This window comes from Curtobacterium herbarum (genome assembly GCF_016907335.1).
Classification (GTDB): domain Bacteria; phylum Actinomycetota; class Actinomycetes; order Actinomycetales; family Microbacteriaceae; genus Curtobacterium; species Curtobacterium herbarum.
Genome location: NZ_JAFBBT010000001.1, coordinates 1,857,609 through 1,874,715, shown reverse-complemented (window position 1 = coordinate 1,874,715; position 17,107 = coordinate 1,857,609). Strand labels below are relative to the sequence as shown.

At 73.0% G+C, this 17,107-nt stretch carries 19 protein-coding genes; 12 read left to right on the top strand and 7 right to left on the bottom strand.

The genetic code is table 11. The features are described 5' to 3' along the window. The first annotated feature begins 18 nt into the window (after positions 1–18). Positions 19–1,170 (top strand): acyltransferase family protein, encoded by a 1,152-nt coding sequence (locus JOD51_RS08990; protein ID WP_204607940.1) that lies wholly within the window; start codon positions 19–21, stop codon positions 1,168–1,170. A gap of 174 nt (positions 1,171–1,344) precedes the next feature. Then, entirely contained in the window at positions 1,345–1,761 is a 417-nt protein-coding gene (locus tag JOD51_RS08985) for a DUF4259 domain-containing protein (RefSeq protein ID WP_204607939.1), read from the top strand. 13 nt (positions 1,762–1,774) lie between these two features. Here JOD51_RS08985 and JOD51_RS08980 read toward each other — a convergent pair whose 3' ends face one another. Next, positions 1,775–2,692: an aminoglycoside phosphotransferase family protein gene (locus JOD51_RS08980; RefSeq protein WP_259556901.1), complete on the bottom strand. Its 918-nt coding sequence runs from the start codon at positions 2,690–2,692 to the stop codon at positions 1,775–1,777. 116 nt (positions 2,693–2,808) lie between these two features. Here JOD51_RS08980 and JOD51_RS08975 point away from each other — a divergent pair, with 116 nt between their 5' ends. From JOD51_RS08975 to JOD51_RS08950, 6 genes are all read left to right on the top strand, one after another. Continuing rightward, positions 2,809–3,420, top strand: coding sequence for a class I SAM-dependent methyltransferase (locus JOD51_RS08975; RefSeq protein WP_204607938.1), 612 nt, complete (start codon positions 2,809–2,811; stop codon positions 3,418–3,420). Between the two features lie 99 nt (positions 3,421–3,519). Beyond that, positions 3,520–3,864: a YciI family protein gene (locus JOD51_RS08970; RefSeq protein WP_204607937.1), complete on the top strand. Its 345-nt coding sequence runs from the start codon at positions 3,520–3,522 to the stop codon at positions 3,862–3,864. 107 nt (positions 3,865–3,971) lie between these two features. Further along, on the top strand, positions 3,972–4,778 hold the full coding sequence (locus tag JOD51_RS08965) for an alpha/beta hydrolase (RefSeq protein ID WP_204607936.1): 807 nt from the start codon (positions 3,972–3,974) through the stop codon (positions 4,776–4,778). Positions 4,779–4,842: 64 nt separating this feature from the next. Continuing rightward, a complete protein-coding gene (locus JOD51_RS08960; protein WP_204607935.1) occupies positions 4,843–5,541 on the top strand; it encodes a MerR family transcriptional regulator in 699 nt (232 codons plus the stop codon). Continuing rightward, entirely contained in the window at positions 5,538–6,479 is a 942-nt protein-coding gene (locus JOD51_RS08955) for a hypothetical protein (protein WP_204607934.1), read from the top strand. The genes JOD51_RS08960 and JOD51_RS08955 overlap by 4 nt, the downstream gene beginning before the upstream one ends. A 46-nt stretch (positions 6,480–6,525) precedes the next feature. Next, positions 6,526–6,984 carry a hypothetical protein gene (locus JOD51_RS08950; protein ID WP_204607933.1) on the top strand — a complete coding sequence of 153 codons (459 nt, stop codon included), beginning with the start codon at positions 6,526–6,528 and terminating at the stop codon, positions 6,982–6,984. 110 nt (positions 6,985–7,094) lie between these two features. Here the strand turns inward: JOD51_RS08950 and JOD51_RS08945 are convergent, their stop codons facing one another. After that, positions 7,095–8,687 carry a peptide chain release factor 3 gene (locus JOD51_RS08945; protein WP_259556897.1) on the bottom strand — a complete coding sequence of 531 codons (1,593 nt, stop codon included), beginning with the start codon at positions 8,685–8,687 and terminating at the stop codon, positions 7,095–7,097. Positions 8,688–8,874: 187 nt separating this feature from the next. Here JOD51_RS08945 and JOD51_RS08940 point away from each other — a divergent pair, with 187 nt between their 5' ends. Further along, complete coding sequence (locus JOD51_RS08940) at positions 8,875–9,048, top strand: hypothetical protein (protein WP_204607932.1); 174 nt, start codon at positions 8,875–8,877, stop codon at positions 9,046–9,048. 32 nt (positions 9,049–9,080) lie between these two features. Here the strand turns inward: JOD51_RS08940 and JOD51_RS08935 are convergent, their stop codons facing one another. Both JOD51_RS08935 and JOD51_RS08930 read right to left on the bottom strand, forming a co-directional pair. Continuing rightward, entirely contained in the window at positions 9,081–10,415 is a 1,335-nt protein-coding gene (locus JOD51_RS08935; RefSeq protein ID WP_204607931.1) for an LCP family glycopolymer transferase, read from the bottom strand. A gap of 90 nt (positions 10,416–10,505) precedes the next feature. Then, complete coding sequence (locus JOD51_RS08930) at positions 10,506–10,910, bottom strand: MerR family transcriptional regulator (RefSeq protein WP_204607930.1); 405 nt, start codon at positions 10,908–10,910, stop codon at positions 10,506–10,508. 99 nt (positions 10,911–11,009) lie between these two features. On the opposite strand from JOD51_RS08930, the gene JOD51_RS08925 reads away from it, so the two are divergent. Continuing rightward, positions 11,010–11,711, top strand: a complete 702-nt coding sequence (locus JOD51_RS08925) for an SDR family oxidoreductase (RefSeq protein ID WP_204607929.1) — start codon at positions 11,010–11,012, stop codon at positions 11,709–11,711. Positions 11,712–11,817: 106 nt separating this feature from the next. Here JOD51_RS08925 and JOD51_RS08920 read toward each other — a convergent pair whose 3' ends face one another. Both JOD51_RS08920 and JOD51_RS08915 read right to left on the bottom strand, forming a co-directional pair. Further along, complete coding sequence (locus JOD51_RS08920) at positions 11,818–12,771, bottom strand: manganese catalase family protein (RefSeq protein ID WP_204607928.1); 954 nt, start codon at positions 12,769–12,771, stop codon at positions 11,818–11,820. A gap of 128 nt (positions 12,772–12,899) precedes the next feature. Beyond that, a complete protein-coding gene (locus JOD51_RS08915; RefSeq protein WP_204607927.1) occupies positions 12,900–13,622 on the bottom strand; it encodes an SDR family NAD(P)-dependent oxidoreductase in 723 nt (240 codons plus the stop codon). Positions 13,623–13,809: 187 nt separating this feature from the next. On the opposite strand from JOD51_RS08915, the gene JOD51_RS08910 reads away from it, so the two are divergent. Together JOD51_RS08910 and JOD51_RS08905 are read left to right on the top strand one after the other, a co-directional pair. Beyond that, a complete protein-coding gene (locus JOD51_RS08910) occupies positions 13,810–14,028 on the top strand; it encodes a hypothetical protein (protein ID WP_204607926.1) in 219 nt (72 codons plus the stop codon). A 134-nt stretch (positions 14,029–14,162) separates the two neighbouring features. Next, on the top strand, positions 14,163–15,752 hold the full coding sequence (locus JOD51_RS08905; RefSeq protein WP_204607925.1) for a Na+/H+ antiporter: 1,590 nt from the start codon (positions 14,163–14,165) through the stop codon (positions 15,750–15,752). A gap of 39 nt (positions 15,753–15,791) precedes the next feature. On the opposite strand, the gene JOD51_RS08900 is transcribed toward JOD51_RS08905, so the two are convergent. Continuing rightward, positions 15,792–17,006 (bottom strand): DUF475 domain-containing protein, encoded by a 1,215-nt coding sequence (locus JOD51_RS08900; protein WP_204607924.1) that lies wholly within the window; start codon positions 17,004–17,006, stop codon positions 15,792–15,794. Positions 17,007–17,107 lie beyond the last annotated feature (101 nt).

The following is a 17,107-nucleotide window of genomic DNA, read 5'->3' as shown; positions in this document are numbered from 1 at the left end:
ATCTCGTGTGCTGGGCGCATGCACCCCTCCCGAACCGACCGCGACTCCGCCCGCCGCGACTCCGTCTGCCCCGCTGCCGTCGACCCCGCCCTGACCACGCCGCTGCTGCCGTCGCTCACCGGCCTCCGGTGGGTGGCCGCGTTCGTCGTCTTCGCGTACCACGTGCGGAACCTGGGCTACTTCTCCGGACGCGCCCAGGGCCTCCTGTCCGACACGATGGGTGCCGGCGCCACCGGCGTGTCCCTGTTCTTCGTCCTGTCCGGGTTCGTCCTCGCCTGGGCGCACCGGCCCGGTACGGGGCCGGTGACGTTCTGGTGGCGACGTGTCGCCCGCATCTACCCGCTGCACTTCGTCGGCGTGGTCCTGGCCGTCCTGGTCGCGCACTTCCTGATGCCGAGCATCGTCACGACGTCGTCGAAGGCGCTGCTGGCGAACTTCCTGCTGGTGAGCTCCTGGCACGGCCCGTGGTGGCAGGCAGGCAACCCGGTGTCGTGGTCGCTGGTCTGCGAGGCGTTCTTCTACCTCGTGTTCCCGCTGCTGATCCGCGTCCTGCACCACGCTCGTGCCGGGTTCCTCTGGGGCACTGCCGCCCTGTCGGTGCTGCTGACCCTGGCGGTGCCGTCCCTGCTCGCCGCCCTGCCCGGCCAGCTGTCCGCGGGGAACTGGCCGCCGGCGCGCCTGCCCGAGTTCGTGCTCGGCGTCGCGGTCGCGTGCCTGATCCGCTCCGGTGCCTGGCGCGGACCGGGTCCGGTGGTCTCCGCGGTCGTCGCGGTCGCCGGCTTCGTCGCTGCCGACCGGTTCCCGTCGTCACCGTTCGCCCTGGACGGCTTCACCCTGCTCGGGTTCACGCTGCTCATCGCGGCCCTCGCCCGGGCGGATGTCGCCGGCGTCCGGACCGGGCTGTCGTCGCGGCCGCTCGTGGCGCTCGGCGAGCGGTCCTTCGCGTTCTACCTCGTGCACCTGCTCGTCATCGACACGCTCGGCGCGCTCTGGCCGGCCGCCGATCCGCGCCCGGCGATCGGCGGGCTGGCACTCACCGTCCTGGCGCTCGGCACGGCGCTGCTGGTCGCGTCCGTGCTCCACCGGCTGGTGGAGCGGCCGGCACGCACGGCACTGCTGGCGGTCCCCGGGCTGTTCGCCCGGTCCACGGTGTCGGTGGTCACGCGGTGACCTGCCGTCCGCCCGACGCACCCGGACGCAGACCGACGCCAGGACACGGACGGGAGGCGCGGGACGGCCGGGGAGCACCGGTGCGGCACCAGACGTGGCGGGTCCACCCCGACGGAGGCCGGGGTCCGGCCGCGTCACCGGCCGGAGTGCGCGTGCGGTGTCTAGTCTGGGCGCATGGGGACCTGGAGCGCAGAACCGGTGGGCAACGACGCGGCGGCCGACTTCGTCGGTGATCTCGAGGACGAGCGCGGGTGGTCCGTCGTCCAGGCGGCCCTCACCGCGGCGACCGAGGCCGGACCCGAGATCGACAGCGACGACGCGGAAGTCGCCCTCGCCGCTGCCGAGGTCGTGGCCCACGGACTCGGACGCCCGACCCAGGACGACGCGTACACCGCGAGCATCGCGCAGTTCGTCGACCGTGCGGGCAAGCCCGACGCAGCCCTCGTCAGCCTCGCCGCGCAGGCCGTCGCCGCTGCAGCGAGTCCCGACGGTGAACTCGCCGAGCTCTGGGACGACGCCGGGTCGGACGACCTCGCCGAGTGGCGCGAGTCCATCACCCGACTGACCGCCAGCCTCAGCGCCGACCGGTAGGCCAGGCGGGTCGTCAGCGTCCCGTGAACTCGGCGAACACCTGACCGACGGCACGGCGTGCGGCCACCGCGGCCGGCTCGTCCGGGTCGGGAGCGTTCGCCACGGTCGACAGTGCCTTCCACAGCGCCCAGCCGCGGCCGCGTGCCCAGCTCGCCTCGTCCACGTCGAGCAGGGCACGGAAGCGCCGGCGACTCGTCGTGTCGAGGAGCGTCCAGGCGACGGCGAGGTCACACGCGGGATCGCCGACACCACACGTGCCGAAGTCGATGACGGCCGCGAGGTGCCCGTCTCGCAGCAGGAGGTTGCCGGCGGCCAGGTCGCCGTGGAACCACCGCACGTCGCCGTCCCAGGGCGCGTCGACGGCCTCCGACCAGACCGCCCGAGCGAGGTCGACGTCGACGCGGTGCCGCAGCGTCGCCAGCGCGCGGGTGGTGAACGGTTCGAAGGTCCGGAGCGATCCACCGCGGAACCAGTTGTGGACGCCCGGACCCGGACCGCCGCTCGGGTCGATCCGCTGCAGCGCGGCGAGGAAGCCGGCGAGGTCGGTCGCCAGGCGGTCGAGGTCAGCGATCGCGGTCGTCGAGGCGGGTGTTCCCTCGATCCACCGCCGGACCGACCAGTCGAAGGGGTAGTCCGCGCTGGGGCGACCGAGCGCCACGGGCACCGAGATCGGGAACGGGAGCTGCGGGGCGAGCCGGGGGAGCCAGTCGTGCTCCTTCGCGACCGCGAGTGCGTACTCGGCCGCGCTCGGCATCCGGACCGACAGGTCGTCGCCGAGGTGGAAGGTCCAGTTGTCCCAACCGCCGTCGTCCACCGGTCGCACCGGTCGATCGCGCCACTGCGGGAACTGCTCGGCGACGAGGCCGCGGACGACCTCGGTCGTGACCGGGAGGCGCTCCGGTGCCGGCCCGAACACGAAGACGTCGCTCACCGGGGCACCTGGACCGCGTCGGGACGGGGACGGGGCTGCGGTCCGACGTCGTGCTGCACGTGCCGAGCCTCGCACACCCCTCCCGCGTGCGTCGCCCCGGTCGGTAGCCTGCCCGGATGGGGACGAACGTCGAGGCCGCGTACACCGACCGGGCCGCCGAGTACGTCGAGCACCTCGGGACGATGGCGTCGGTGCACCCGTCGGACGTGCAGCTCGTCAGCGCGTGGGCAGCGGACGTGGAAGGCCCGCTGCTCGACGCCGGGTGCGGTCCGGGACACTGGACGGCGTTCCTGGCGGAGCAGGGCCACGACGTCCACGGGATCGACAGCGTGCCGGCGTTCGTCGACCACGCCCGCGGCAGTCACCCGGGTGTCCCGTTCGCGGTGGGCAGCCTCGACGCCCTCGACGTGGCGGCGGACACCCACGGCGGGGTGCTCGCCTGGTACTCGCTGATCCACCACGACCCGGAGTCCATCCGGGTGCCGCTCGACGAGTTCGCCCGGGTCCTGCGGCCGGGCGGGACGCTCCTGGTCGGGTTCTTCGTCGGCTCCGTGGTCCAGGCCTTCGACCACGCGGTCGTGACGGCCTGGTGGTGGTCGGCCGAGGCGCTCGAGCAGGAGTTGCACGCCGCGGGCTTCGACGTCGTCGAGACCCACACCCGCGTCGCAGCGAGCGGGTCACCGCGGCCGCACGGAGCGGTCCTCGCCCGACTCCGCGCCACGGCCTGACCTGGTGCCGACCGCCACGCGTGACTCCCGCCCCGCGCGAGCGCACACTGTCGTCAGGAGCGGCAACGGTGCCGCCCCGGATCGGCAACGGGAGGCGACATGTACTACCTCGTGAACGTCCTGGACGGCGGGCCCTCATCGGGAACGCAGACGACCGGGCGCGCCTCGGACGCGGAAGCATCAGCGGTCGACGACGTCAACGAACGTCTCCGCGCCGCAGGTCAGTGGGTCTTCGCCGCGGGGCTGTCGGAACCGTCACGGTCGACCGTCGTCGACGACCGCGACGCCGCCGGACTCGTGCACCGCGGCCCGGCCGTCGACGCGCCGGAGCACGTCGCCGGGTTCTGGATCTGGGACCTGCCGGACGACGACACGGCCCTCCGGCTGGCGCACGAGGCCTCGCGGGCGTGCAACCGGCGCATCGAGGTCCGCCCGGTGCTCTGACGACGGGGCCCGTGGCGGGTGTCCAGCCGGCCAGCCGGTACGGTCGGGGCAGGGAGACGCCAGGCCCGTGCGAGGGGCGCACGGTGGCGGAACGAGGGGGAGCGCGCATGGGGAACGTCGTCGGCGCCGACTCACTGCGCTGGTACCGCCCGACCCTGGAGGCCCGCACCCCCGGCCCGGCGCTCCTCTGGCTGCACGGCGGCGGCTTCTTCCGCGGGACCCCTGTGCAGCCCGAGGCGCACGACGTCGCCCGTGTCCTCGCCGACCAGGGCATCACCGTGGTGACCGCGGCCTACCGCCTGGCACCGTTCCCCGGCACCGGGCGGTTGCGCTGGGGTCGAGCGGAACGGGAACGCTTCCGCCTGCCACTCGCAGACGTCGTCGCCGCGGCACGAGCTGCTTCGGAGGAGTCGCCAGACGGCATCGTCCTCGGCGGAGCGAGCGCCGGTGCATGTCTGGCCGCCGCGGCGACCCTGCACGCGCTCGACGACGGCGAGCCCCCGGTCGGCGCCGTCTTCGCGTACGGGTTCTTCCACGCCACCCACTCGCGGACCGGCGACCCGGCACACCGCTCTCGGGGACACCGTCGGATCACGCACGCACCCTGGGCGCTCGACGTCGCGAACCGCAACCACGCCGGCACGCGGCAGGCGCTGGCGCACCGGTACGCGTTCCCGGGTGGGCACGACCTCACCGGGTTCCCGCCGACGCTCGTCGTGAACGCCGAGCGGGACACCATGCGGGCCTCGGGCGACCGCTTCGCCGCCGAACTCGCGGACGCGGGTACCGACGTGGAACGCCACGTCCTGCCGGGCAGTGCGCATGCCTTCCTGAACCGCCCGGGCCTCCCGGCCTTCACCGCGGGGACCGGGCTGATCGCGGAGTGGGTGCGACGGCGGCCCAGCGGCGGGTGAACAGCCGGTGCGGATCTGGCCGGATCGCTTGTGTCCGTCGAATGGATAGCCGTACTCTCCGAGAGTGCGCATATCCGAACTAGCCCGAGAGGCGGCGACGCCGCTGACCGCCGTCAAGTACTACCAGCGCGAAGGCCTGCTGCCCGCGGGCGAGAAGACCGCCCCGAACCAGACCACGTACGACCGACGACACGTCGACCGCGTCCGCCTGGTCCGCGCACTGCTCGAGACCGGCGGCCTGTCGATCGCCGTCGCCAAGCAGGTCCTTGCCGTCCTCGACACCGACGACGCTCCGCTCGCCGAGGTGTTCGAGGTCGCCCAGTACGCCATCACCGACACGCGGTCACCGGAGACCGCCGCCAGCCGGGAGGCCCGTGCCCGCATCGCAGACCGGGTCGCCGCCGCCGGGTGGGCCGCAACGACCGACAACCCCGGTCACGAGACCGCGGCCCGAGCGCTCGACGGCCTCGCCACGATCGGCTTCGACGCCCCCGACGACTACCTCGACGCGTACCTGACGGCCGCCGCCACCGCGGCCCGCGCCGACGTCGCCGCGCTGCAGAGTCGCGACGGCCGGGACTCGGTCGCCGAGCTCATGGTGATCGGCACGGTACTCGGTGACCCGCTGTTCGCCGGACTCCGGCGGATCGCCCAGGAGGACGCGACCCACGACCTGTTCCCCGTCCCGGCAGCGCCCACGACCAGCGCGACCACCGCCACCAGCGCGACGACCGCCACCAGCGGCTCAGTGGAGCCCCGATGAACGCCGCGATCCGCCGCGCCGTCGCCTGGCATCCCGCGCTCATGACGGTCGCCGGGGTCATGGTGCTCTGCACGGCGGTCAGCGTCGTCGGGCTGCTGGTCGACCCGCGGACACTCGTGGGTGCGCCGCTGTGGGCGAAGCCGCTGAAGTTCTCGGTGTCGATCCTGCTGTACGCCGTCACCTGGTCGTGGCTGATCGCCCACCTGCCCCGGTGGCAGCGGCTGGCGCAGCGTCTCGGCACGGTGATCGCGCTCGCGCTCGTCGTCGAGCAGGCCCTCATCCTCTGGGCCGCGGCGGCCGGCACCACCAGCCACTTCAACGTCTCGACACCCCTGCACGTCGTGGTGTGGGGCGTGATGGCGGTGTCGATCACCGTGCTGTACCTCTGCACGTTCGTCACCTCGGCCGCGCTGTTCTTCCTGCGCCTGCCGACACCCGCGCTCACGGTCGCCGTCCGGCTCGGCGCGGTGATCGCCCTGGGCGGCATCGGTGTCGCGTTCCTCATGACTGGTCCGACGCCGACCCAGCTGACGAGCCCGGACGGCATCGTCGGCGCGCACGCGGTCGGCGTGGCGGACGGCGGTCCGGGGCTACCGGTCCTGGGGTGGAGCACCACCGGCGGCGACTACCGGGTCGCGCACTTCGTCGGCATGCACGCCCTCCAGCTGATCCCGCTCGTGGCGCTGGCGCTGACGGTCCTCGCGCGCAGTGTTCCGCGACTGTGCTCGGACACCACACAGGTGCGCATCGTGGTCGTCGTCTCGCTCGCCTACGCGGCCGGCACCCTGCTGCTGACGCTGCAGGCGGCAGCCGGTCAGTCGGTGGTGCACCCGTCCGCAGCCGTGTCCGCGGTGGCCGGGGCGATCCTCCTGGCCGCATCCGCCGCCACGGTGCTCGCGCTCCTCCGGCGACCGCGGCTGCCGCTCCCCACGACGTAACCGAACCGTGTCCCGCCGTCGGGACCGACCGGTGCAGGATCGTCGCATGGGGACGGGGCGGGCGGCGGTCAGCGGCGGGGCGGCGGCGATCGCCCTCGTCGTCACGGTCGGGGTGGCCGGCTGTGCGGGCCCGGCGGCGTGCACCGCGATCGGCTGGGCCAACGGTGTCGAGGTGACCCTGCTCGGCGACACCGCAGCGGTCGCTACCGTGACGGCGTGCGGCGGGGCCGGATGCACCCCGCCCACCGCCGACGAACCGCTCGCCGACCCGCCGGAGGCCGCCCTCGGCAGCACGCCGACCCCGGTGTCGGGCGGCGTCCGCTGGCCGCTGCACCTGGGCATGGACACGCCGAGCCGTGGGGCGGTCGCCGTCTACGACCAGGCCGGCACGCTGCTCAGCGCGCAGGCGGTGCGGTTCCGCTGGGACAGCCCGCACGCGGCGGACCCGTGCGGCGGCCCGTCGTCCGGACGCGTCACGGTGCGCCTGCCAGCATCACCCGGCTGACCGTGTCACCCGACTGACGGGCGTGACCGGAGCCGGACGGGAGGCGCGACACCAGCCCGCACCGCGCCTCCCGTCCGGGACGACGTCGGTGAGCCGGCCCGTCGCGTCGGTCACACCGGCGTCGGCAGCTCCAGGCCCTTGAGCTCGCGCATCACGGAGTTGAGGTGCCACTGGTCGCGGAACAGGCCGTAGCGGTCGCGGTCGGTGGTCACGATCTCCAGGTCACGGCGACGCTCGAGCAACGCGAGGTCGGAGTCGGTGACCAGGCGGACCATCGTCCACGGCAGCGGCTCGACGCGGACCGCGGTGCCGAACTCCGCCTGCAGCCGCGAGGTCAGGACCTCGAGCTGCAGCGAGCCGATGACGCCGACCATCGGGGCCTGCGCGGTCCGACGCTCGGACTCGAGCAGCTGCACGACGCCCTCGCCGGCCAGCTGCTGCATGCCCTTCCGGAACTTCTTCGCCGTGCTCGGGTCGGTCGGTGCGACCGTGGCGAACATCTCCGGCGCGAACCGGGGGAGCGGCTCGAACTCGACCGCCTCGTCGCTGTAGAGCGTGTCGCCGGGGTGCAGCATCGTGGCGTTCACGAGGCCGACGACGTCGCCGGGCCAGGCGACGTCCACGGTGTCGCGCTCCCGACCGAAGACGCTGAGCGCGTGCTTGGTGTTGAAGCGACGCCCGGACTGCGCGTGGGTGAGCATCATGCCGCGGTCGAAGCGACCGGAGCAGATCCGGACGAAGGCGACCTGGTCGTGGTGGGCCGGGTCCATGTTCGCCTGCACCTTGAACACCTGGGCTGCGAAGGGCTCGGTGACCGGGCGGGGTGCACCGTCCTCGGTGCGACGCGGCAGGGCAGGGGGAGCGGTGTCGCGGAGGAACCGCAGCAGGTCGACCGTGCCGAGGTGCTTGGTGGCGACGCCGAAGAACACCGGCATGCTGACCCGCGCGTGGAAGTCGTCCTGGTCGGGCAGACCACGGACCTCGCGGGTGAGTTCGACCTCTTCGAGCGCGGTCGCCCACGCGGAGCCGAAGCGCTCGGCCGCCTCGGCCCCGGAGCGGACCGTCGCGACCGGCAGGTGTCCGCCGCCGGTCGACTCGTACGTGGTCAGGGTCTCGGTCGTGGTGTCCACGAGTCCCTGCAGGTCGCCGGCTTCGCCGACCGGCCAGGTGACCGGGGTCGGCACGCGGCCGGTGCGCTCCTCCAGCTCGTCGAGCAGGTCGAGGGCTTCACGGCCGGGGCGGTCCCACTTGTTGACGACGGCGATCACCGGGATGTCGCGCGTCCGGCACACCTCGAACAGGCGGATCGTCTGCGCCTCCATGCCCTTCGCGGCGTCGATCAGCATGACCGCGCAGTCGACGGCTGCGAGCGCACGGTAGGTGTCCTCGGAGAAGTCCGCGTGGCCCGGGGTGTCGACGACGTTGATGAGCGTGCCGGCGGCGTCGAGCTGGACGACCGCCGAGCTGATCGAGATGCCGCGGCTGCGCTCGATCTCCATCCAGTCGGACACGGTCGCGCGGCGGGTGGCCTTGCCCTTCACCGCGCCCGCTTCGTCGATGGCCGACGCTGCGAGGGTCAGCGACTCGGTCAGCGTCGACTTGCCCGCGTCCGGGTGCGCGATCACGGCGACGGTGCGGCGGCGGTCGGCTTCCCGCTCGATCGTGCCGGCGAGGGCCGCGTCCGCCGGGGCCGGACCGGTCACGCGCCGACCCGCTCGGGGCGTCGACCGACGGCGAGACCTGGGCGTTCCGACTTCTGCACCCCACGACGATACCGACTGCCCCGGACAGTCGACGAACCGGCAGTGTCCGGCAGGCCCGTCCGCGTCCGGCGAGCATCGCCAGCAGGCGACGGATCAGCGTGATCCGGTCTGCTGGGAAGATCGTCGGATGGATCCTGACGAACCCGATGAGGGCGACCGTTCCGACGCCGCAGCTGCAGCCGTGGACGCGTTGCGCACAGCCGCGGCGAACGCGACGATCGCCGCTGCTGGGCAACCGTGCGAGGACGGGTTGTTCCTCCGCGCCAGCGAGCGCATCGGATCGGGCAGTCCCGAGTTCTGAGGCGCGCGATGCGGCCGCTGGCTGGACCCGGCCTACTCCTTCGACTTGGCTGCGCAGGTCACCGTGTCGGCGGTCTGTCCGGAGACCGAGTCCGGCAGCTCGGCGGCGGACGCGCTCGACCCGGGCGTCGCCGGAGCCGTCGTCGGGCTGCCGGCTGCGGGCGGGGTGGTGGTCCCCGATTCGCTGGATGGTGCCGACGCTGTCGCGGTGGGCGCGTCCGGATCCCGCACGGCCGAGCGACCGAGGCTGTTCGGTGCGAGCTGCACGGGTTCGTCCGCCTGCAGCGCCGCGGTCAGGGTCGCCGCCGGCCCCTCGGACACCAGGACCCGGGCCGGGTCGGCGGGGTCGTCGACGACGGGGAACTGCAGGAACACCATGTTCGAGAGCCCGACGGTGTTCACCGCCAGGGCGAGGCGCGCCAGGGTCGCCGGGTCGTTCAGGGTGTCCGACAAGACCATGTTCTTGAAGGCGGTGTCCGCGAGCCGCAGGACCTTCGCCGGGTTGGTGAGCGTGCCGGCGGAGACGGTCTGGCGGGCGAGCGCCGACATGAAGGTCTGCTGGTTGCTGATGCGGCCCAGGTCGCTCGCGTCGCCGACGCCGTGGCGGGACCGGAGGAACGCGGCGGCTTCTGCGCCCTGCAGCTCGCGGTTGCCGGGCTGCAGGTCGAGCGCCGGCGTGACGTCGTCGTCCTTGATCGGTGTGGCGAGGCACACCGTGACGCCGCCGACCGCGTCGGCCATCCGGACGACCCCGTCGAAGGTGATCTTGCCGGCGTATGCGATCTGCAGTCCGGTGAGCTTGCCGATGGTGCTGGCGACGCAGGCGAGCCCGTGCTTCTCGCCGCCGCGAGAGAGGGCGGTGTTCAGCATCGCGGCGGACGAGGCCGGGGTGACAGCACCGTCGTCGTTCGTGCACGCCGGGATCGGGACGACGAGGTCGCGGGGGAAGCTGATGACCGACATGTTCGAGTGGTCGGCCGAGATGTGCACGAGGATGTTGGTGTCGTTGTTGCCGACGCCGTTGCTCGCCTGCTGGTTCGCCGCGTCGTCGAAGCCGGCGCCCTGCCCGTCGCGGGTGTCGGTCGCGACGAGCAGCATGTTGACCTCGCCGGACTGGGCCGTCAGCGCGGGTGCCTTCTTCGCCGTGGTGCCGGGCATCGCCAGCGAGACGGACGGCTGCGCGCTCTGCAGGACCTGCCAGGTGGCGATCGCGGCGACCGAACCGGAGCCCACCACGGCGACCGCGGCGACGACCGCGATGCCGCGCAGCACGAACCCGAACGGACCCCGGCGACGCAGTCGACCGTGTCGGATGAGCGGTGGCGGGCTCGTCGTCCGGTCCGCGTGCGCTCGTCCGTCGTCCGACATGCATCCCCCAGGGTCAGTCCGGAAGTGGTCCCGGTCCCGTCATCATGCCGGACGGCGGGACTCTGCACCGTCGAGACACCTGAGAGACCGTCAGGCGGCGGTGCCCGCGTTCACAGCGAGCGGCGCGGTGCGGAGCGTCGGGCAGTGCTCGGGAGTCGGGTGCTCGGAGATGTGGATGACCTCGTCGAGCCGGTCCCGCGTCGCCGTCAGCTCGGCCAGCTGCGCGGAGATCCGGTCGCGTTCCTGCACGAGCAGGGCGAAGGACTCGGGCGTGGCCGTCCCCGCGTCGACGCAGGGCAGGAGCCGCACGATGGTGCGGCTCGGCAGCCCGGCGCCGAAGAGCTGCTGCACCAGACGGACCCGGTCCACGGCCTCCGTCCCGTACGTCCGCTGTCCGCTGCCGGACCGGGTGGCGGTGAGCATCCCCTGCTCCTCGTAGTACCGGAGCGAGCGGACGCTCACCCCGGTCCGGGCCGCGAGGTCGCCGATGCGCATGTCGTCTCCGTTCGGGGCTTGCCCCTGACACTGATGTGAGGTCCTACCGTAACCGAGCCGCAGCGGGACGGACCCGCGCGGCGGAAGGACACCACCACCATGGACATCACCGGATCCGTCGCCCTCGTCACCGGGTCGAACCGCGGCATCGGACGGCACTTCGTCGAACAGCTCCTGGAGCGTGGCGCGTCGAAGGTCTACGCCACGGCTCGACGCCCCGAACTCGTCGACGTCGCCGGGGTCGAGGTGCTCGCCCTCGACATCACCGACCCGGCCTCGATCGCGGCCGCCGCTGCTGCAGCCGGCGACGTCACGCTGCTGATCGACAACGCCGGCGTCCTGTCGTCCGGCTCGCTGCTCTCCGACGACCTGTCGGACGCCCGTCGAGCCGTCGACACCCACCTCTGGGGAACGCTCGAGGCGATCCGGGCGTTCGCCCCCGTCATCGAGCGGAACGGCGGTGGCGCGATCGTCAACGTCCTCTCCGCGCTCTCGTGGTTCTCGGCACCGGGCGCGGGCGGGTACGCCATCGCGAAGGCCGCCGAGTGGAACATGACCAACGCCGTCCGGCTCGAACTGGCCGGTCGAGGTGTCACCGTCCAGGGCCTGCACCTCGGTGCTGCGGACACCGACATGATGGCGGGCTACGAAGGTCCCATGACGGCCCCCGCGGACGTCGTCCGTGCGGCGCTCGACGGGGTCGAGCGGGACGCCACCGAGGTGCTCGTCGACGACTGGACCCGCATGGTCAAGGCTTCCCTGGCGGGCGACCCCGTCGACTTCTCCGCGCAGATCGCCTGAGCCGGTCGGCGCACGCCGACCGGAACCAGGCTCGGGGACTGACGGACGGGAGGCACGGCGCACCACGTGCGCCGTGCCTCCCGTCCGTCTCGTCCGACGGTCCGGATCAGGACCCGGTGGGTCCGTAGAAGGACGACACCTCGTCGAGCTCCAGCTCGGCGGTCTGCTGGATGAGGGCGAGCAGGTCCGCGTCGAGACCCGGCGCGAACTCCTCCAGGCGCTCCTCGGCGATGAAGGAGGGCGCTCCCGTGGGTGCCTGCTCCGACGCGTCGAGGTCCGTCCCGTCCTTCGACGGCGAGGCGCCGCGGAAGATCTTGCCGGCCTCGGACTTGCCGTCGAGGTCGAAGCTGTACTGCTTGCTCTGCAGGCCGAGGTCGACCAGCTCCTTGACCTCGGGGAACTGCTCGGCGTTGGTCTTCGGGATCGGCAGCAGCGTCTTCCACTCGACCCCGAGCGTCTCCAGTGCCTTGGCGTAGGCGTTCTCGTGCGCCTGGTCGCGGACGATCAGGTAGGCGACCGTCGCACGGGCGGTCGGGTTGTCCGTCATCTCGTAGATGCGGCACTTCTGCAGGCGCCCGGTGGACTCGAGCATGAGGTTGTAGAGCAGGTCGAGCGGCAGGTTGCCGGAGTTGTAGACGTAGCTGCCGCTCCACGGGTTGCCCGCCGAGTCGACCGGCAGCGCGCCCTGCGCACCGACGAGGTAGTGGTGGATGTTGCTCGTGTCGAGCGCGATGTTCAGCGGAGTCGCGCCCTTGGCTCCCGGGGTGTCGAGCGGGTCGGTGAGCTTCCCGGAGTACTGCGGCGAGCCGTCGAGCAGACGGGAGATCGTCGTGCCGATGAGCTCGACGTGGCTGATCTCCTCGGTGCCGACGCCCTGGATGAGGTCGCGGTACGGCTTCGCCGCCGGGCCGCGGAAGTTCATCGCCTGGAAGAGGTACTGCATCATCGTGCGCATCTCGCCGAACTGGCCGCCGAGACCTTCCTGCAGGGCGTTCGCCGCTGCGGGGTCGGGCTCGCCGTCGGCGATGTCGTTGATCCAGGTCTGTGCGTGGAAGTACATGTGTCTCCTCGACATCCGGACAGCGGGGGCGCCGTCTCGCCAGACCCTGCTCGGCGACACCGGCCAACGGGCACAGATCCGCGTGTCCTGGACTGCCCCGTCCAGCGTGCTCCCGGTGCTCCGGACCGTCAGAGGCGTTCGCCCGTCAGGTCCGCCAGCGCAGCGAGGAGTGCGCCCTGGAACGCCGAGTCGCGCGCCGCAGCCACTGGCGTCGCCCGTTCCCGGTGGTACCAGTAGCCCGGTGTCGCGGCGTCGGGGTCGTCGGTGACGGCGAGCCAGTCCTGGGTGTGGTGGCCGGCCTCCAGGTCGTCGGGTGCGCCGGCGCCGCCCATCTTCGTCGGCACCCAGCCCGGGTCGACGGCGTGCGCGACGACGCCGGGCCGTCGGCGGGGGAGCACGGCGGCGAACGCGGTCACGAACAGCTTGCTGTCCGAGTACGACGAGCCGGTCGACGTGCCCCAGTCGATCCGGTCGAGCGAGGTCGAACCGCCGCGGTGCATGCCGCTCGACAGGACGACGTGCCGCCGGACGTCCGGCAGCAGTGCGGTGAGCAGGTACGGCGCCACGACGTTGACCGGCAGGACGTCCGGGCCGGAGATGACGCCGGCGTTGTGGATGACCGCGGTGAGTCCGGCTCCGCGGAGGTCGTCGGCCATCCTCCAGAGGGCACGGATGTCGGCGAGGTCCGCCGTGACCAGGGTGGCGCCGCGGTCGACCAGGTCCGCCAGGGTCTCCGCGCGCCGGCTGTTGCGCGCGTGCACGACGACGTGGTGTCCGTCGGCGAGCAGGGACTCGGCGGAGCGTCGTCCGAGTCCATCGGTGGAGCCGGTGACGAGGACGGTGTGTTCCATCAGCGCAGCGTACGTCGTGACGCGGGTCTCGGGGCCGGTCCGTCGCCGTACCCACGGTCCTTCCCGGCACCACGACCTGCGGCGCGCGACGATCGTGGGAGCCGCGGAGACCCGGCCGACCGAACCGAGCACCGCGACTGCGCGGCAGCGGTCGGACGGGCGCGACGACCCGGGGGAGAATGGGCCCGTGGACGGTCAGGGACAGCAGCCGCGGTGGCGGAAGACGTGGTCGATGGTGCAGGTCGGCGTGCTGTCGGCGGCCGTGGTCGGGTGCATCGTGCTCCTGCTGACCGGCGACGGCACGCTCGACCGGGTGTACGCGGTCGCGCTCGTCTTCTTCGGCATCGCCCTGCTCGGGCACGTCACGTTCCTGGTGCTGACGGCACGCGCTGAGCGGCACCGCTGAGCGGCACCGCCGAGCGGCACCGCCGAGCGGCACCGCTGAGCGGCGACACTGACCCTCCCGTCCGGGCCGGACGGGCACGCTGCGCGGACGACCCGTACGTGCGCGCATCCGCACCCTGCCAGGCTGGAGTCCCCATGGAACTCATCGCGCCCGAACTCGTCGTCGTGCTCGTGGTCGCGATCGCCGTCGCCACCGCCGTCTCGAACCGGCTGCGCGTCGCGCCCCCGGTCCTCCTGCTCGCCTTCGGTGCCGCGATCGCGTTCATCCCGGTGTTCGGCAAGGTGGAGCTGCCGGCCGACGCGGTGCTGCTGCTGTTCCTGCCGGCGCTGCTGTACTGGGAGAGCCTGACGATCTCGCTCCGGGAGATCCGCGCGAACCTCCGCGGCATCGTCCTGATGGGCACGCTGCTGGTCGTCCTGACCGCCGGCGGTGTGGCGACCCTGCTGCACCTGCTCGGCATGCCCTGGGGCCCGGCGTGGGTCCTCGGTGCCGCGGTCGCCCCGACGGACGCCACCGCCGTCGGCGCGCTCACCCGGTCGCTGCCCCGGCGGAACACCACGGTCCTCCGCGCCGAGTCCCTGGTGAACGACGGCACGACCCTCGTGATCTACGGCATCGCCGTCGCGGTGACCGCGGGCGAGCAGGAGCTCACCGTCTGGAACGTCTCCGGCATGCTCCTCCTGTCCTACGTCGGCGGGATCGCGGCCGGACTGCTGACGTCCTGGCTCGGCATGCTCGTCCTCCGTCGGATCCACGCGGTCGTGCTCGAGAACCTCCTGACCCTCCTGGTGCCGTTCGCGGCGTTCCTCCTGGCCGAGGCGGTCGGCGCCTCCGGTGTCCTCGCCGTCGTGGTCGCGGGGCTCGTCGTCAGTCAGGTCGCACCGAAGCTCGACCGGGCCGAGACCCGCCAGCAGGTGCGGTCGTTCTGGTCGTTCGCGACGTTCCTGCTCAACGGTGCGCTGTTCGTGCTCGTCGGCATCGAGGCGACGATCGCCGTCGGCAACCTCGCCGGCAGCGACATCCTGATCGGCCTCGGTCTCATCGGCGCCGTCTCGGTCGCCGTCGTCGTGCTGCGCTTCGCCTTCCTCAACCTCTCGTGGGGCACCATCCGTCTCGTGACCCTCCGGACGGGAGGCTCGCCCCGCGAAGGACACCGCGACCGGTTGGTCAGCGGGTTGACCGGGTTCCGCGGCGCCGTCTCGCTCGCCGCCGCCGTGGCCGTCCCGCGGGTCGTCGAGAGCGGTGGGGCGTTCCCGGACCGTGACCTCATCGTGTTCGTCACTGCGGGCGTCGTGGTGGTCACCATCGTCGGGCAGTCGCTCGTGCTGCCCGCCGTGGTCCGCTGGGCGGCGTTCGACGGCAGCGGCGAGGTCCTCGAGGAGCGTCGGTCGGCGGAGCGGACGGCGATCGAGGAAGCCCTCGACGCGCTGCCGCGGCTGGCACGGAAGACCGGCGCCGAGGCGGAGATCGTCGACCGCATCCGCGAGGACTACGAGGGCCACCTGGCGCTCGTGAAGGCCGAGGAGAGCGACGACGACGACCACCCGCTGCTCGTGCAGCGCGGGGCGGCGGTCGAGCTCGAGCTGGCCCTCGTCCGGCTCAAGGCGGCGACGGTGCTCCGGCTGCGCGACCAGGGCGACATCGACGACCTGGTGCTGCGCCAGGTGCGTGCCGAGTACGACGCCGAGGAGACCCGGCTCCTCCGGCTCGACGAGCGCGAGTAGCCGACCCCACCGGCCCGGCCGGCCCGGCCCGCCCACCGGTCACGACACCCCGCTCCTGTTCCGCCGAGCGGTCACCGATCGTCGTTCCGGAGCGTCGACAACGACGGTTCGTGACCGTTCGGCGGACCCCGCCCGCGCGCGTCGGGCCCACGCCCGCCACGGCAGCGACGACGCCAGGGCCGCACCGATCACGACCGTGCCGAACCAGGCGACGACGGTCCCCGGCACCGGCACGAGCAGGCTCGTCCACAGCAGGACGGCGAGCACACCGAGCACGTACGCGGCCCCCGCCTTGAGGTACCGCAGCCGCCGCAGCCCGGCTGCCTGGTCGAGGTGCGAGGCCAGCCGCGCCAGGAACATCGCGCCGACGCCGATCGCCGCCGCACCCACCGCGGCCTGCTCGAGCGCACCGAGACCGTCCGTGCCGAGCACCCCGGAGCCGGACAGCGAGTACACGCCGTCCAGGATCTCGAACAGCATGAACACCACGAGCCCGCGCTCGAACACGACCGTCGACGCGTACAGGTGGATGCGCCAGGCCCCGCTCCCGGTGCCGATCGACCCGGTGTCGGAGCCGGCAGCCGGACGCCCCTGCAGTGCCCACCGCGCCAGCCGCTTCGACCCGAGGTACGCGGCCAGCCCGGCGAGGCCGCCGACCAGGACCGGCACGACCTGACCCAGCAGGACGGACGTCGGCTGCCCGGCGGCCGCCACCGCGACCAGGACGGAGGTCAGCGCCACGCCGGTCGCCGCGGTGACCAGCGACCAGACGCGCGGCCGGGCGACGGCGGCGAGGCGGGCCTCCAGACGGCCGAGCCAGGACTTGCGGGACGCCCGGTCGGTGTTGAACAGGTACTCGGCGAACACCAGCCAGATGAACGCGGCACCGAACGCGGCGAGCGCGGGACGGACCTCCTGCAGGTGCGCGGCGAAGGCGCCCGGGGCGAAGACGGCCTCGCCGACGGTGGCCGCGGGGTCCTCGGCGGACCCGACGACGACCGCCACCGGTGGCAGCAGCAGGCGCATGCCGAGCACCCCGGCGACGATGCCGAGCGACAGGAACAGCCGTCTGGCGGGGGAGTGCAGGCGGCCGGCGATGCCGGCCATCGGTACCGACGAGTCGGCGGCCATCGCGATCTCGAGGAGCGCGAGGGCGACGAAGGCGACCGCGGCGGCGGGGCCGAGGACGACCCAGGCGAGGACAGCCGCGACGACGGTGAGGGACAGGGGGACGGTCAGCAGGGATCTGGCCATCGCCCCATGGAGCGCTCCCGACCTGCGTCGGTGCTGGGGTGGGCCTGGGCAACGGCCTGGAGGAACGGGCCGGTTCCCCGGTCCGGGTGACGGCCCGTCCC

What these genes read in the sequence shown, in the direction of transcription:
- JOD51_RS08915 (WP_204607927.1), bottom strand. Translation starts at nt 13,622, where the DNA reads ATGGAACACACCGTCCTCGTCACCGGCTCCACCGATGGACTCGGACGA.
- JOD51_RS08940 (WP_204607932.1), top strand. Translation starts at nt 8,875, where the DNA reads ATGGATCCTGACGAACCCGATGAGGGCGACCGTTCCGACGCCGCAGCT.
- JOD51_RS08955 (WP_204607934.1), top strand. Translation starts at nt 5,538, where the DNA reads ATGAACGCCGCGATCCGCCGCGCCGTCGCCTGGCATCCCGCGCTCATG.
- JOD51_RS08970 (WP_204607937.1), top strand. Translation starts at nt 3,520, where the DNA reads ATGTACTACCTCGTGAACGTCCTGGACGGCGGGCCCTCATCGGGAACG.
- JOD51_RS08905 (WP_204607925.1), top strand. Translation starts at nt 14,163, where the DNA reads ATGGAACTCATCGCGCCCGAACTCGTCGTCGTGCTCGTGGTCGCGATC.
- JOD51_RS08920 (WP_204607928.1), bottom strand. Translation starts at nt 12,771, where the DNA reads ATGTACTTCCACGCACAGACCTGGATCAACGACATCGCCGACGGCGAG.
- JOD51_RS08990 (WP_204607940.1), top strand. Translation starts at nt 19, where the DNA reads ATGCACCCCTCCCGAACCGACCGCGACTCCGCCCGCCGCGACTCCGTC.
- JOD51_RS08935 (WP_204607931.1), bottom strand. Translation starts at nt 10,415, where the DNA reads ATGTCGGACGACGGACGAGCGCACGCGGACCGGACGACGAGCCCGCCA.
- JOD51_RS08965 (WP_204607936.1), top strand. Translation starts at nt 3,972, where the DNA reads ATGGGGAACGTCGTCGGCGCCGACTCACTGCGCTGGTACCGCCCGACC.
- JOD51_RS08930 (WP_204607930.1), bottom strand. Translation starts at nt 10,910, where the DNA reads ATGCGCATCGGCGACCTCGCGGCCCGGACCGGGGTGAGCGTCCGCTCG.
- JOD51_RS08925 (WP_204607929.1), top strand. Translation starts at nt 11,010, where the DNA reads ATGGACATCACCGGATCCGTCGCCCTCGTCACCGGGTCGAACCGCGGC.
- JOD51_RS08950 (WP_204607933.1), top strand. Translation starts at nt 6,526, where the DNA reads ATGGGGACGGGGCGGGCGGCGGTCAGCGGCGGGGCGGCGGCGATCGCC.
- JOD51_RS08985 (WP_204607939.1), top strand. Translation starts at nt 1,345, where the DNA reads ATGGGGACCTGGAGCGCAGAACCGGTGGGCAACGACGCGGCGGCCGAC.
- JOD51_RS08975 (WP_204607938.1), top strand. Translation starts at nt 2,809, where the DNA reads ATGGGGACGAACGTCGAGGCCGCGTACACCGACCGGGCCGCCGAGTAC.
- JOD51_RS08900 (WP_204607924.1), bottom strand. Translation starts at nt 17,006, where the DNA reads ATGGCCAGATCCCTGCTGACCGTCCCCCTGTCCCTCACCGTCGTCGCG.